20 protein-coding genes are annotated in these 12,090 nt (G+C 69.1%); 6 read left to right on the forward strand and 14 right to left on the reverse strand.

The window, feature by feature from the left end; translation table 11 throughout:
• Positions 1-11: 11 nt before the first annotated feature.
• Genes ACQ393_RS17270 through ACQ393_RS17280 form a run of 3 tightly spaced genes read right to left on the reverse strand, consistent with a single transcriptional unit; the run spans position 12 to position 1,949 of the window.
• A complete protein-coding gene (locus ACQ393_RS17270) occupies positions 12-221 on the reverse strand; it encodes a hypothetical protein (protein WP_430648101.1) in 210 nt (69 codons plus the stop codon).
• An 11-nt stretch (positions 222-232) separates the two neighbouring features.
• Positions 233-1,483, reverse strand: a complete 1,251-nt coding sequence (locus ACQ393_RS17275; protein WP_430648102.1) for a Y-family DNA polymerase — start codon at positions 1,481-1,483, stop codon at positions 233-235.
• Between the two features lie 31 nt (positions 1,484-1,514).
• Positions 1,515-1,949, reverse strand: a complete 435-nt coding sequence (locus ACQ393_RS17280) for a LexA family protein (RefSeq protein ID WP_430648103.1) — start codon at positions 1,947-1,949, stop codon at positions 1,515-1,517.
• Between the two features lie 303 nt (positions 1,950-2,252).
• On the opposite strand from ACQ393_RS17280, the gene ACQ393_RS17285 reads away from it, so the two are divergent.
• Positions 2,253-2,420 (forward strand): hypothetical protein, encoded by a 168-nt coding sequence (locus ACQ393_RS17285; protein ID WP_430648104.1) that lies wholly within the window; start codon positions 2,253-2,255, stop codon positions 2,418-2,420.
• 45 nt (positions 2,421-2,465) lie between these two features.
• Here the strand turns inward: ACQ393_RS17285 and ACQ393_RS17290 are convergent, their stop codons facing one another.
• Genes ACQ393_RS17290 through ACQ393_RS17300 form a run of 3 tightly spaced genes read right to left on the reverse strand, consistent with a single transcriptional unit; the run spans position 2,466 to position 5,242 of the window.
• Positions 2,466-3,254, reverse strand: coding sequence for a hypothetical protein (locus ACQ393_RS17290; protein ID WP_430648105.1), 789 nt, complete (start codon positions 3,252-3,254; stop codon positions 2,466-2,468).
• Positions 3,255-3,266: 12 nt separating this feature from the next.
• Positions 3,267-4,844 carry a relaxase/mobilization nuclease domain-containing protein gene (locus ACQ393_RS17295; RefSeq protein WP_430648106.1) on the reverse strand — a complete coding sequence of 526 codons (1,578 nt, stop codon included), beginning with the start codon at positions 4,842-4,844 and terminating at the stop codon, positions 3,267-3,269.
• Positions 4,844-5,242, reverse strand: coding sequence for a plasmid mobilization protein (locus ACQ393_RS17300; RefSeq protein WP_430648107.1), 399 nt, complete (start codon positions 5,240-5,242; stop codon positions 4,844-4,846). The genes ACQ393_RS17295 and ACQ393_RS17300 overlap by 1 nt, the downstream gene beginning before the upstream one ends.
• A gap of 249 nt (positions 5,243-5,491) precedes the next feature.
• On the opposite strand from ACQ393_RS17300, the gene ACQ393_RS17305 reads away from it, so the two are divergent.
• From ACQ393_RS17305 to ACQ393_RS17320, 4 genes are all read left to right on the forward strand, one after another.
• Complete coding sequence (locus ACQ393_RS17305) at positions 5,492-5,854, forward strand: hypothetical protein (protein WP_430648108.1); 363 nt, start codon at positions 5,492-5,494, stop codon at positions 5,852-5,854.
• Positions 5,855-6,125: 271 nt separating this feature from the next.
• Positions 6,126-6,377: a glutaredoxin-like protein NrdH gene (nrdH, locus tag ACQ393_RS17310; RefSeq protein WP_430648109.1), complete on the forward strand. Its 252-nt coding sequence runs from the start codon at positions 6,126-6,128 to the stop codon at positions 6,375-6,377.
• Positions 6,374-6,562 carry a helix-turn-helix transcriptional regulator gene (locus tag ACQ393_RS17315; protein WP_401001057.1) on the forward strand — a complete coding sequence of 63 codons (189 nt, stop codon included), beginning with the start codon at positions 6,374-6,376 and terminating at the stop codon, positions 6,560-6,562. The genes nrdH (ACQ393_RS17310) and ACQ393_RS17315 overlap by 4 nt, the downstream gene beginning before the upstream one ends.
• Positions 6,559-6,978 (forward strand): hypothetical protein, encoded by a 420-nt coding sequence (locus ACQ393_RS17320; RefSeq protein WP_430648110.1) that lies wholly within the window; start codon positions 6,559-6,561, stop codon positions 6,976-6,978. The genes ACQ393_RS17315 and ACQ393_RS17320 overlap by 4 nt, the downstream gene beginning before the upstream one ends.
• A gap of 1 nt (position 6,979) precedes the next feature.
• Here the strand turns inward: ACQ393_RS17320 and ACQ393_RS17325 are convergent, their stop codons facing one another.
• From ACQ393_RS17325 to ACQ393_RS17340, 4 genes are all read right to left on the reverse strand, one after another.
• On the reverse strand, positions 6,980-7,771 hold the full coding sequence (locus tag ACQ393_RS17325) for a Fic/DOC family protein (RefSeq protein WP_430648111.1): 792 nt from the start codon (positions 7,769-7,771) through the stop codon (positions 6,980-6,982).
• Positions 7,768-7,977 carry an antitoxin VbhA family protein gene (locus ACQ393_RS17330; protein WP_401001048.1) on the reverse strand — a complete coding sequence of 70 codons (210 nt, stop codon included), beginning with the start codon at positions 7,975-7,977 and terminating at the stop codon, positions 7,768-7,770. Before ACQ393_RS17330 ends, ACQ393_RS17325 begins: the two co-directional genes overlap by 4 nt.
• A 173-nt stretch (positions 7,978-8,150) precedes the next feature.
• On the reverse strand, positions 8,151-8,519 hold the full coding sequence (locus ACQ393_RS17335) for a hypothetical protein (protein ID WP_401001045.1): 369 nt from the start codon (positions 8,517-8,519) through the stop codon (positions 8,151-8,153).
• Between the two features lie 58 nt (positions 8,520-8,577).
• Positions 8,578-9,297 carry a helix-turn-helix domain-containing protein gene (locus tag ACQ393_RS17340; protein WP_430648112.1) on the reverse strand — a complete coding sequence of 240 codons (720 nt, stop codon included), beginning with the start codon at positions 9,295-9,297 and terminating at the stop codon, positions 8,578-8,580.
• Positions 9,298-9,547: 250 nt separating this feature from the next.
• Here ACQ393_RS17340 and ACQ393_RS17345 point away from each other — a divergent pair, with 250 nt between their 5' ends.
• Entirely contained in the window at positions 9,548-9,814 is a 267-nt protein-coding gene (locus ACQ393_RS17345; RefSeq protein ID WP_430648113.1) for a hypothetical protein, read from the forward strand.
• Between the two features lie 60 nt (positions 9,815-9,874).
• Here ACQ393_RS17345 and ACQ393_RS17350 read toward each other — a convergent pair whose 3' ends face one another.
• From ACQ393_RS17350 to ACQ393_RS17365, 4 genes are all read right to left on the reverse strand, one after another.
• Positions 9,875-10,240 (reverse strand): single-stranded DNA-binding protein, encoded by a 366-nt coding sequence (locus tag ACQ393_RS17350; RefSeq protein WP_430648114.1) that lies wholly within the window; start codon positions 10,238-10,240, stop codon positions 9,875-9,877.
• Positions 10,241-10,313: 73 nt separating this feature from the next.
• Positions 10,314-10,544 carry a glutaredoxin-like protein NrdH gene (gene nrdH / locus ACQ393_RS17355; protein WP_430648115.1) on the reverse strand — a complete coding sequence of 77 codons (231 nt, stop codon included), beginning with the start codon at positions 10,542-10,544 and terminating at the stop codon, positions 10,314-10,316.
• Between the two features lie 312 nt (positions 10,545-10,856).
• Positions 10,857-11,321, reverse strand: a complete 465-nt coding sequence (locus tag ACQ393_RS17360; protein WP_401001036.1) for a ParB family protein — start codon at positions 11,319-11,321, stop codon at positions 10,857-10,859.
• Positions 11,318-12,090: ParA family protein (locus ACQ393_RS17365; RefSeq protein ID WP_430648116.1), on the reverse strand; the 773-nt coding region annotated here is incomplete at its 5' end. The genes ACQ393_RS17360 and ACQ393_RS17365, both read right to left, overlap by 4 nt.

Below are 12,090 nucleotides of genomic sequence, written 5' to 3' on the forward strand. Positions count from 1 at the left end.
CGCCGCACGGTCTATGGGCGCGGGGCCCGGGTGGTGTGGCGTAGCACCGCCGCGAGCTCGGCCGCGAGCTCTTCGGCGCGCGCCGGCCACTCGGCGGCCGTGATGATCCCGGCGGCACGGTCGTAGTCGAACCGCTGCAGCAGGTCGAGTGCCTCGTCGACTCTCTCGTGCGGGACGTGCACGCCGGGCCGCCACGCCGCCATCGCTGGATACTCAGTCATCTCGCCGTACCTTAGACCGCTTTGGCGATCGCGAGTTCGTTCCAGTGCGTCGTGTAGCGGGGCGACAGCTGCTCGCGGCGCATCTTCCACACTGGCCCGCCTTTCAGGCCGGCCATGCCGACACCGATGATGCCCTTGCCCTGCTCCCGGTTCACCTGGTCGAGCAGCTGCCCGAGGTTGCGCTGCTCGAACGCGGGCACGAACGGGTCGAGCATTGCGTGACTGGCCTTCGGGGTGAGGTCGATGAGCACGAGGCCGGCGCGCACGTACCAGGCGCCGTCGACGAGCTCGTGCTCGAGCGCGGCGATCGCCGCCTTGGTCAGCGTGATCGGGTCGTCTGCCGGCACCGGCAGTCGCACCGATCGGTGGTGCGACACGTAGGGGCGGGGGCTGTGCATGCTCGTCGCGGCGAATACCTGCAGCTGCTTCGCGACCGAACCCTGCTTCCGGAGCCGGCGGCTCGCCTGCTGGGCATAGATCGAGAGGGCCTGGCGCATCTCGGAGGCGGTCTTAACCGGCTGGCCAAACATGCGCGAGTAGATCAGCTGGTCCTTCGCGGCCCGTTCCGACTCGAACGGGATGCACGGTGTACCGCGCAGCTCGTAGACGGTGCGCTGAAGCACGACGCTGCATTTCTTGCGGATGAGCCTGGGGTCGGAGTCGCGGAGCTCGCGGGCGGTGTGCACGTCGAGCTCGGCGAGCCGCTTCTTGGTGCGGCCGGCGACGCCCCAGAGCTCGTCGACCTCGAGGGAGTCGAGGATCCTGGTCTGCTGCTCGTCGGGGTAGACGTCCCAGTGCACCACTCCCCCGAGGTGCTTGTGCTTCTTCGCGCCCTTGTTCGCGACCTTCGCGAGCGTCTTGCTCGACGCGATTCCGACGCACACCGGCAGGCCGATGTGCTGTCGCACTTCGGCGCGGATCCGGCGGCCGAGCTCGGTGAGCTCGTCGACGTCGCCGGCGAGCCCGATGAAGCTCTCGTCGATCGAGTAGACCTCCTGCCATGCGCTGTAGCGAGCGAGCAGCAGCATCACGCGCGCCGACAGGTCCCCGTAGAGCTCGTAGTTACTCGAGCGGTGCCAGAGGCCCCAGTGCGGCGCTTGGGCGGCGAGCTGGAACCATGGGGTTCCCATCTCGATCCCGAGTGCCTTTGCCTCGTCGCTGCGGGCGACGACGCATCCGTCGTTGTTGCTGAGCACGACGCCGGGTCGGCCGACGAGACGCGGGTCGAATACCCGCTCGCAGCTGACGTAGAAGCTGTTCACGTCGACAAGCGCGATGCGCCGCGGCCCCCGCCTAGACATGTTGGTGATGGATGTTCGCCGTCACCACTCCCCAAATCGAGACCTCCGAGCCCTCGGCAATCTCGATATCCGGGTAGGCCGGATTCTCGGCGCAGAGCATGAGCCGGCCCTGTCTCGAGTCGAGCCGCTTCAGCGTGAGCTCGGCGTCGACGACAGCGACGACGACGTGCCCTGGCCGGGGGTCGATCGCGCGGTCGACCAGGATCTCGTCACCGTCGTAGATCCCGGCACCGATCATCGAGTCACCGGACACGCGCACGATGAACGTGCTGACCGGATCCTTGATGAGGTGTTCGTTGAGGTCGACGGGCCCGCCGTAGTAGTCCTGCGCCGGCGACGGGAACCCGGCCGGCACGGCGACGGGTGCCGCGTGTGCGAGCAGGCGCCGCGCCTCAGCGGCCCCGACCGGCGCTAGGACAGCGAGCATGGAACCCCCTGCCTACTTCGAACGTATGTTCGAATTGTAGGCACGCCTCTCCCCCGCCGGCGAACTTGATTTTGCTGCTCCGTCGTGCTTCAGCCGGACCGCTTCCGGGGTGGGCTAATTGCCCCATCCACGCGTCACGGAGCCGAAAGCGATCGGGTGCTGTGACAGACCGCCGCGAACCCCGCCTCTTCTGGGTGCAACGAGTTGTGTCCCGAAGCCAGGCCAGGTCGCACTTGGAGTAATCAGGCAGATCCGTTTCAGCGGCGCAGTACGAAGTGGGCCCAGCGGACGAAGGGAGGCACGATGACCGGGCAGCAGTGCGGCCGGCACGTCGCACTTCCACGTCGTCGCGCTGCCCGCCGTCGACGGCGTCGAGTGATCGGCCGAGCCGTCGCCTGGCTCGCGAGCTCGACCGGCGCCAGCATCATCGGCGAGTTCGTCGGCGCGTGGCTCGGTATCGCCCCGAACTGAGAGAGGGGCGGCTAATGCTGCCCCTCTCTCAGTCGACCTGCAGCGTTAGCGGCTGCGGCCGCGCTGCTTCTCGCGGTCGCCGCCCGGGCGCGACTTGCGCGCCTTCGGGCTCTTCCCGCCGGCGCGACGTACCGCCTCGCGGGGGTGCTTCGCATTGTCAGAGTCGGCCTGTCGCCAGGCGTTGATCGCCTCGGCGTTTGCCTTGCCGTCGAGCGATGCGGCGTGCTCGTCGCGACGCTCAGCTGAGTCCCATTCGACCTCGGCGCCCTCGCGTGCGTCTGCCGCTTCGGCCGGCGACGTCTGGGTGTCCCGATCGCGGTCGGCGGCCGCGTCGACGCGATCGGCGTGCTCGAGCAAACGAGCCGCCTCGGCGCGCTCTTCGTCCGCGCGGGAACGCTCGGAGTTGGCGAGGTTCCGGTCGGCTTCCACGCGGGCCAGGGTCTCGCGCACGGCGGCCGGGTCGGCGCCAGTGCGGTCGATGTCGACGCCGTAACGAGCCTGCACCTCGTCGCGGATCCGCTCGCTCGCTCGTCGTGCTTCGTCGTCGTGCTCCGACCAGGTGGTGGCCGACTCGTAGGCGCGGGCGATGTTCTCCGTGCCGGCACGATCCCACCACGACGCTTCATGCACGGGCGCGAGCTCGGCACGCGCCGCGGCGCGCTCGGCGTCGAACCGTGCCTGCAGCTCGCGGGCCTCCTGGAGGCTGCGAGCTTCGGCGCGGCGGAGTGCTTCTTCACGCATCCGGGCCAGCTGCTCGCCCAGTCTGCCGGCGACCGCGAGTGAGGTGCGCAGCGCGCCCTCAAGCGCTTCTTCGATTCCGTCGCTGTCGCTCATGACGGCCCCCTTCTATCTCTCGTGTCCGCCGCGTTCGGTCGGCGTGACGTTGGTGTGCGGCCGCTGCGGGTCGAGCGGCTGACGCACGGGCGAGCCGGGCGCCCGCATGGGCGTCTGACCGGCCTGTGCGATGCGCGCCGCCTCGGCCGCACGCGGGTCGGCCGGTGCGCTCGTGATCGCGCCTTGCAGTTGCGGCAGGCGCTCGCGCACGGCGTCGAGCTTGGCGCCGAGCACGTCGCGGATGCGTGCCGCTTCGAGCGCGTCGGTCGATGCCTGGTACATGCCGTGGAGGGCCTGCGCGGTCTTCATGATCTGCCGGAACAGCAGCGCCTCGGCGGCGGTTCCCTGACCGCCCTTCGCGGCCATCGCGAACAGCATGGCGGCGCCAGCCGCCGATGCCATGCCGGACGGTCGCGGCCGCACCTGGTGGGCGCGGATCTGTGCACTTCGAGCGAGCGCACGCGAGGCATCCGCGAGCGGGCCCGGCGTTGGCTCGAGCCGTTCCGACCATGCGGCGAACGCGGCGCTCGTCTCCTTCGCCACGATCGCCCACGTCGCGCGATCGTCGACGGGGATGCTGCGCAGCTGCTCACGCAGAGCGATGACCTGCTGAGTGTGCTCGTGCCACACATCCGGCGTCGGCGCCTGCGTCTCGCGGCCCGGGTGCTGCGCCGTGTACTTCATCGGATTGCGCCACGTCGCCCGCCACTCGTCGACGGCGTGTTGCGCGCTCGTCACGTTGTCGGGCCATCCCTCCCGCAGTCGCGTGAGGGTGAGGTCGCGTGCGAGTCGGCCGCCGCCGTACCAGACGATCGGGACGCCCGGCTGGGGTCGCAGTGCGACGCTGTAGCCGGTCACCACGTCGTCGCGTCCGTTCGCGAAACGCGGGCGGACGATGAAGCCGCCCTGGTGCAGCCGGCGCACAAACTCGCCCTCGTCGAGCGACGCGCCGGCGGCCGCGCGGACGGCGCGTTCAAGTCGCACGGAAGCGACTTCGGCAGCGCCCATCCGCCCGGCGGTGGCGCGCTCGGCGGGCTTCTCGCCGCGCTCTCCGATACCGGCGCCGCGCGACCGCAGCACAGTCAGGCCGTACCGCTTCTCGAGCTCACCGGCGACCTTCTGTGCACGTGAGTAGTCGTTGTGAATCGACGCCTTTGTGCCGTCTTCGCGCACGAGGTTGACGGCGATGTGGATGTGATCGTTGCCGGCCTTCGAGAGGCCGTGGCGCACCGCGACCCATCGACAGTCGGCCTTGCCACTGGTCGCGGTGAAGCCCATCTCATCCACGAAGTCTTGAGCGATCGCCGCCCACTGCTCGTCGCTCAGCTGACCGTCCTCGGCCTTGATCGCAAGCGAGCAATGCCAGACGTGGCCGCCGTTCACTTCGACGCCGAACGCGGTGCGCGGCTCGTCGAGGTCGGCGGCGATCGCGAGCGCCGTTGCACGATCGAGCTCGCCGTCGCCGTACATCGTGAACGTCGCCGCGTCGCCGTTCACAAGGTGAGGTTCGGTGTGCTCGTTGGCACGCCCCTCACCTGCGAGGTACGTGAGCAGACCGCCGAAGCGGTCGCCGCGTGTCACGTTCGGCATCATGAGTCGGCGAGCCTCCGAACGACGGCCTGGATCTCGGGAACGAGTGCACGGTACTCGTCGACGACGGCGGCCGCGTCGGCCGGGAACGTCGACTCCGTATTGGCGAACTTCGCCAGCTGGTTCGTGTTGTTCGCGATGTTCGCCAGGAGACGGCGAACGGCGAACAGCTCGGCGATCGCTTCCTTGCGATCAGTACTCGTTTCGACATGCTCGTTCATCGCAGCCTCGAACAGCAGTCGAGGCACCGTGACGCCCCTGACCACGGCACGGGCGCGCAGCTGCGTCGACTCCTCGAGCGTGCAGCCCACGCGGTACACGATGTCGCGCTTCTCCCCCGCCGGCGCGTTGCGACGACGGGTGCGGCCGAACAGGCGGCGCTCGTTCTCGTCGGTCACGTCGCCCTCCCTTCGGCCTAGCGCAGCGACCCCGCAAGTTGCGGGGCGTCATACGCCAGTATGCCGGTGCTGGACGCCTCAGTCCAGCATCCCAAGCGAGTTACCAGCGGTAACTCTATAGCTTGCTCCGTCTGAGGCTCAGCCCCGGCCGGAGCAAGGGGCAGGCGGCAACGTCGGATCGCGGCGCAGCCGCACCCACACGAAACGCCGAACCAGTCGGCGTCGGAAGTGCTCGTTACGCTGGGGGCTATGACTGACACGACGACCGACCTCTCCGAATCAATCCGTATCGCTCGTGAGCTCGAGCGAGCCAAGAGCGACGAGCGTGTGGCGGCCGTCGAGCGCGTCGCGAACGCGGCGCACGTGGCCGTGGCGATCGACGCCGAGTACAAGAGGGCATTGGCCGACTTCGAGGCCGAGTGGGGTTCCAAGACCCGTTCCGCGGTCGCCGAGCACGAGCGCGCATGGAATGCGGCGCTGGGCGCCGGATGGTCGGCGAAGGAGCTGCGCCAGGCACAGGTTCCCGAGCCCGGCAGGGCGGCGCCTCGTTCGCGTCGGCGCACGTCCGCGAAGCGTGGCACCGAGGCTGTGGAGCAGCACTCCGAAGAGTGACGCGCTACGCGCGCTGTACTTGCGACTGAGGCCCGTCGAGACTCTGCTCGACGGGCCTCAGTCGTGCGGGCATCCCATCTGACCACTGCATTCTTTCAGCGGCTCGGAGGCATGCAACCCCGAACGTGCGGGATGGGTGGCCGGGGACGGTGCTCCGCACCAAGAACCAAGACTGAGGCTGTGGGGGGTTGCACACCTCCGCTCCGCTGAATCACTCCGTTTATCAGATGGGATGCCCTCCGAAATGGTGGGGCCTGGTGAAGGAGAGACGATGGCTGTGACGGTGTACTCCAAGCCTTCGTGCGTGCAGTGCAACGCGACGTATCGCGCACTCGACGCGCACGGGATCGACTACGAAGTGGTCGACCTCAGCGCCGATCCGGAGGCGCTCGACGAGCTGCGCCGGCGAGGCAAGCTGCAGGCGCCCGTGGTCGTCACCGGCGACGACGAATGGACGGGGTTCCAGCCCGACAAGATCGACGAGCTCGCCGCCCGGCACGCCGTCGTCGAAGGGGTCGCGTGAGCGCCGCGACACTCGAGGCCGAGCTGCTTCTGCTGCCCCGCGAGGCAGCGCGCATCCTCGGAGTCTCGACCACTGAACTCGAGGCCGATCGAGTCGCCGGCACCGCGCCGGCGAGCGTCGAGCTCGGCCCTCGCACGGTGCGGTACTTCCGCGCCGCCGTGATGGATGGAAGGGGAACCCGATGAGCCGCCACAGCTTCGAGCTCGGCACCGATACCTGGACGATCGGATACGACGTCCACCAAGCCAGCTACTTCGTGCAGCGCCTCGACGAGCACCACGAAGAGCTCCACGACCTCGGCGGCGACGAGCTCGGCGCGCTGCCCACGCTCGAGGATGCCGAGCGGCTTCTGCCCGCCGGCTTCAAGCTGCCCGCCGAGACTCGTGCGAGCCTCGCAGCCGAGCAGCCGGCCGACCCTGCGGCCGCGACCGCGGCCTCGCGCGAGCGCATGGCCGGGTTCAGCGAGCAGCTGCGCATGGCGATGGCAGACTCGGCGCCGGCGCCCGGCGCGCGGCCGATATCGACGGGAGCTGCGACGCCCGCACTTCCCCGGCGTCCAGGCGTCGAGCTCAGGGCCGGATCACACGGCTACGGGCGGTGATTCAGTAGCCGCGGCCGGGATCCTGGGGGCCGCGGTATTGCGACGTCAGGTGGGGGTTCTGAGCCCCCGCCTGCGGCGTTCCTGCGCCTGGTGCACGCCCGGTCGAGTCGGCGGCCGCGAGGCGCGCCGCGGCGATCGCCTGCTGGCGTGCCGCCCACTGTGGCGTCGACATGACGCACTCGCGCATCATCTCGCGCAGCGGCTCAATGTTGTCGTTCGCGCGGGCCTCGAGCGAGGCCGCGTCGTTGCGTTCCTGGAACGTGCCCGAGCGCCAGTCGATACGGTGGCCGGCGTTGCGGGCCAACTCGTCCCAGAACGCCCGCTGCGTGCGCCCGTTGCCCTCCCGACCCGGATGCACGGTGTTGAGGTAGTGGTAGTAGTCGGTGAGCCGGTCAGCGAACCGCAGCGGTGACAGCTGCTTGAGGTGGTTCTCTTCGGCGAGGGCGCGCGCCATGTCGTCGACGGCCCCGCGGATGTGCTCCGGCGCGACGAAGAACTTGCCCTTCGAGATGTTCACCGTGCGCAGATCGCCGGCCCACGCATAGACGTCCTGGAACAGGTGTCGGTGAATCGCCCGCCAGTGCTCCGTGTCGTAGTTCCCCTCGATCGGCTCCATACGCAGCTCGATCAGCCGGCTACGAACATGCGAGTCCTCGAACGCGCGCAGCGCAGCCACGCTCTGTAGCGGCCGCGGCGAGAGATTCCGCAGGATGTGGGTACCCGGGATCAGGTACCCCTCCCAGCGCTCGTCCTCGGTCGCCCCGGTTTCCCAGGGGCGATCGTCCGACGTCACCGTGGCGCCGTCGTCGGGTACAGACGATCGATCTCGGCGCGCATCTCTTCGAGGGTGATTTCGCCGTGCGCCCAGCGCTGATGCACAGCCTCGGTGTCGGCCGGCACGCTGCCGCCCTCCATCTCGATCGAGTGGCGGGTGTCGGCCAGGATCTCGAGACGACGCGCGACCTCTTCGGCCGTGATCGGTGCGGTCTTCGTGCTCATCTCGGGATCCTCCCTCGCCCTCAATCGTACCGCGCGCCCTGACAGGGCCCAGGGGGCCGCTCGAGGCGGCCGCGAAAGGGCCGGCCCCGAAAGGCCGGCCCTGCCTCAGTCCGGCGGGAGAGAGTCGCCAGACGATCGCCTAGACGGGAGAGAGTCGCTAGGCGAGAACGGGGTTAGTCCCCGCTGGTCTCGCGCGGGCGGTAGCCCTGCTGGTTGATCGCAGTCTGTGCAGCGTCGAGATGCTGGCCGATCTGCTCGGCGAGCTTCGCGGCGGCTTTGAGCTCGGCGGCCGCCTGGTCGGCGTTCGCTGCCGCGTCGCCGCCGTTGTCGTAGACGTCGTGGGTTTTCAAGCTCGCCTGCAGCCCGTTCGCCATGTTCCGCAGTACTTCGGCCAGCGTGTAGCCGCCGGCGCTCTTGAGGTTCCCGACGAGGGCGTAGATGACCGGTGCGGGGATGGAGCCGGTCACGGTTCGACGCGCGATCGACTTGATGATTTCGTAAGCCTCGTCTGCATCGTCAACGACGGCCGGCTGTTCACTCATGGATTGATCCTCTCTCACACTTCTGACGTGTATCGATGGCGGCGGCCTCGAGGCTCGGTTACGCGGCGGCACCGACCGGCCACGTCTGGGTGGTTCTCGCAGCGACCGGCGCCTCGCTGGCCGACTCGCTCGCTCCGGCCTCTTGGAGCACGCGCCGCACGGTGTCGCGCGAGCGCTTCATGCGTCGAGCGACCTCGCGCTCGGACAGGCTCTCGGACAGCTGTACGATCGTCGCTCGCTCGTCGGCAGTGACCGGCCGACGCTTCCGACCGGCCGGCCGATCCTCCGAGTCAGGCGCCGCGGCCGGCTGCACCATGTCGAGGTCGGCGAGCAGCACGTCGACGTCGATCTGGCCGACAGGCTCGGCCGGCGGCTGGTCCACCAACCCGGGGGTGGCCGGTCGCTCGGCCGGGACGTGGAGGCGGTGGGCGAGCATCGACGCCATGCCGAGCACGGCCACGGACACCGAAGCGACGCCCACGACGACCGGCCACGGCGCACGCTCGACGCCAGCGGCCGACAGCAGGTGATACGCGACTTGGCCGCTCATGCCGATCGCGAGGCTGGCGAAGGTCGACCACTTCGCGTACGCGCGGGCGGCCGGGTCGATGTTCTTCTTCGTCAACCATGCGCCCATTGCCCAGGCCGCGTACGTCTCCATCCCGATCGGCAGCGTTATGGACAAGTCCACCTCGAGGTTGGTGATGCCCGGCAGGAGATTGACCGGACCAAACCCGGCCATCCGGCCGAGCTCCACCCAACCGCCCCAGATCGACACGGCCGCCGCGGCCGAGAGGATGATGACCGGCCACCGTGAGTAGGAGTCGAACTTTGTTGCCGCCGGTCGCCCGGTGGCCGGCGGGCGCTGGGATGTCTGGCGTAGAACTCGACGAGCCCACTGCATCCATCGGTCGGTCGGTGTCGTGGTCTGGTGGTCGATCGCTGCCATGATGCCTCCCAGTAATTGAATCGTATGCGTGTCAGTTTACCATAAATGGCGCGTGTGCGTGGCTGTTATGCTGGCGGGTATGAGCGGGCGCAATACTTCATCGGCCGGTCGGCCGGTCACCGGGGTCGACCCCGGTCCCGGCCCGGCCGACTTGTATGACGTCGGCCGGCTGGCGATGCGGCTCGGCGTGACGCCTGCCACGCTTCGCACTGCTCGCCGACGTGGCGTGACCTGGCTGCCGGCGCCCATTGGTGAGCTCAACGGCGGCGCGGTGTGGGCGGCGAAGGACCTCGAAGGGATCGAAGAGCGGCGACGGCCACCCGGCCGGCCTCGAGCAGAACCCTGATCGACCGGGCACTCTCCCGCCACCGAGGCTGGGGCCGACCGGGTGGCCGGCCCCCACGGGTCACTGCCCGTCATCCTCGGGGGTGGTGCGTCGCACCTGGGCGACGGCTCGTGCGAGGCTCGGGCCGAGGTTGTCGGCTTCGATCACGCGGCCGTACTGCTTCTGGTCGCCCTCCCCCCAGCTGTTGGTGTGCTCTCGGCCGACGACGATCACGGCGTCGCCCTTGTGCAGGGTCGCTACGGCGTTCTCGCCGAGCTCGAACTTCGCTTCGACGAAGTGCACGGTCGGGGTGTCGTGCTCGAGGTACTCGCCGCGGCGGTACTCCCCCGTGTTCTCGAGCACTCGGAACTTGGTGATCTTGATGCTGCCGGCCTGCACGACCTCGGGGTCGGCGGCCAGGTTTCCGGTGATGGTGCGCGTTGCCATTGCTCTACTCCTTGCGTATCGGTTCTGTTCGTCTCGTTCGATGGCGTTGCGTTGGATCCGCGTCGATGCTGCCTCACTCCCCCGACGTGAGCTCGTCGATCTTGTCCGGCCGGAATCCCGACCAGTGGTCGTTGGCAGTCACGACGACCGGCGCCTGCAGGTAGCCGAGGGCCTTGACCTCCTCGAGCGCCCGGTCGTCGATGCTGAGGTCGATCACCTCGTACCCGATTCCTCGCGAGTCCAGCGCCCGATAGGTTGCGTTGCACTGCACGCACGACGGCTTCGTGTAGACCTTGACGCTCATCTCTGCCACCTCGCTCAGCTGTTGCCTTCGTTCCTGATAGGCGGGGCATGTGCCGCCCGAAGCGGCGGAGCGTCAACCCGGAGGGCGGCGAAGGAGAGAGTTTCCGCGCGAAGTAAGGGAGCGTGAGCGACCGCGTGCGGAAAGTCTCGGGAGAGCCGGCCCCGCAGGGGCTTGCGCGTAGGCCGCGGGCGGCCATGATTGCGCGTCAGGAACGAAGGTCAGGCGATAGGAACGCCGCGGCCGTGAGGCCGCGTCGACGAGGGGCCGGTGGCGCCTCTCCCCCGCTGCCCGGCCTCCGTGCCGGGCGGCGGCTCAGCTGCGCATCGGGCGGCCGGTCGGCAGTGGCCTGTCCCCGCCAGCGAACGGGCCGCCATGCTCGAGCTCGCGCCGAGCGACCTCGGCGTTCACTGCCTTGGTGAGGAAGTCGGAAAAGCTCTCGTCGCCTTCGAGATGGGCAGTCGCCTTGAAGGTTGCTCGAGCTCGCTCACGATCGCTATGGGGCATGTAGAACGTGACCGTTCCCTTGCCAGTGTCAGCCGTGGCACTCCGCTTCGGCGTCGGCTTCGACTTCCGCGGCGCCTTCGCGGTGCTCGCCGTGCGGGCGGCCGCCACGGGGGCCGGTGTCTTGTCGACATCGGGCACGTCGACGGGCGGGGAAGTTGCTTCGGCCGTTGCCGCGGGCGGTGTGGGCCGGTTCTCACGGAGCAGTCGACCCAGCGGCGCGTCGCTCCCGGCTCGCGGGGCGAGCCCCCCGATCTTCCTGGGTGCGTCGGTCATGCCATCTGCTCCTGCGTGACGGCCTCACCAGCCATTATCCGCGCCACGACCTCCTCCGTGATCGCCTGCAGATCGTCAGCCACGGAGGTTGCCGTGCGCGGCGCGAGGCCGGTTGCCTCGGCTTCACCCCGGCGGATCTCGTACCACTTGGGCCCGTTCTTCACGAACTCGTCGAGCTCGGCGACCAGCAGGCCGCGCTCGCGTGCCGCGGTTGCGGTCGCGACCGAGTGGCGAACCGTGGTGTTGAACACCACGGCATCGGAGCCGAAGAGCTCAATGACGTGCTGTCGGGCCTCGCGCTCGACGCGGTGGGCACCCGAGTCGATATCGGCCAGCACTACGCCGAGGAGGTCGAGGCCGGGGTTCACGTCGAGCACCGCGTCGAGCCGCTTGGCGACAGCGGTGAGGCCCTTGCGGCTCGACTTGTCGCTCTTGACCGGAACCAGGGCCCAGCGGGCGGCCGCGATGGCGTTGGTCTGCAGCATCTCGTCGCCGGGCGGGCAGTCGAGCAGCACCAAGTCGTAGTTTGGGGCGAGACGTTCGAGGATCTTCGCCAGCGAGAGCTTCGCGCCTTCGGGGTTCTTCGCCTGCTTGGCGGCGAGGCCTGCGGACGCACTGTCGAGCTCGGGCCCGCCCATGAGCACGTCCAAGTTCTCCCGCGCGCCCTCGAGCAGCTGCGGCTGCGTGCCGAACATGAGCGCGGCCGCGAGGGCCTGGCCCTCGTCGTTGCGCTCGTCCTCGGTGTAGCCGAGGTCTTCGGCGAGGTTGC

It is taken from the genome of Agromyces sp. GXS1127, assembly GCF_050565425.1.
Lineage (GTDB): Bacteria > Actinomycetota > Actinomycetes > Actinomycetales > Microbacteriaceae > Agromyces.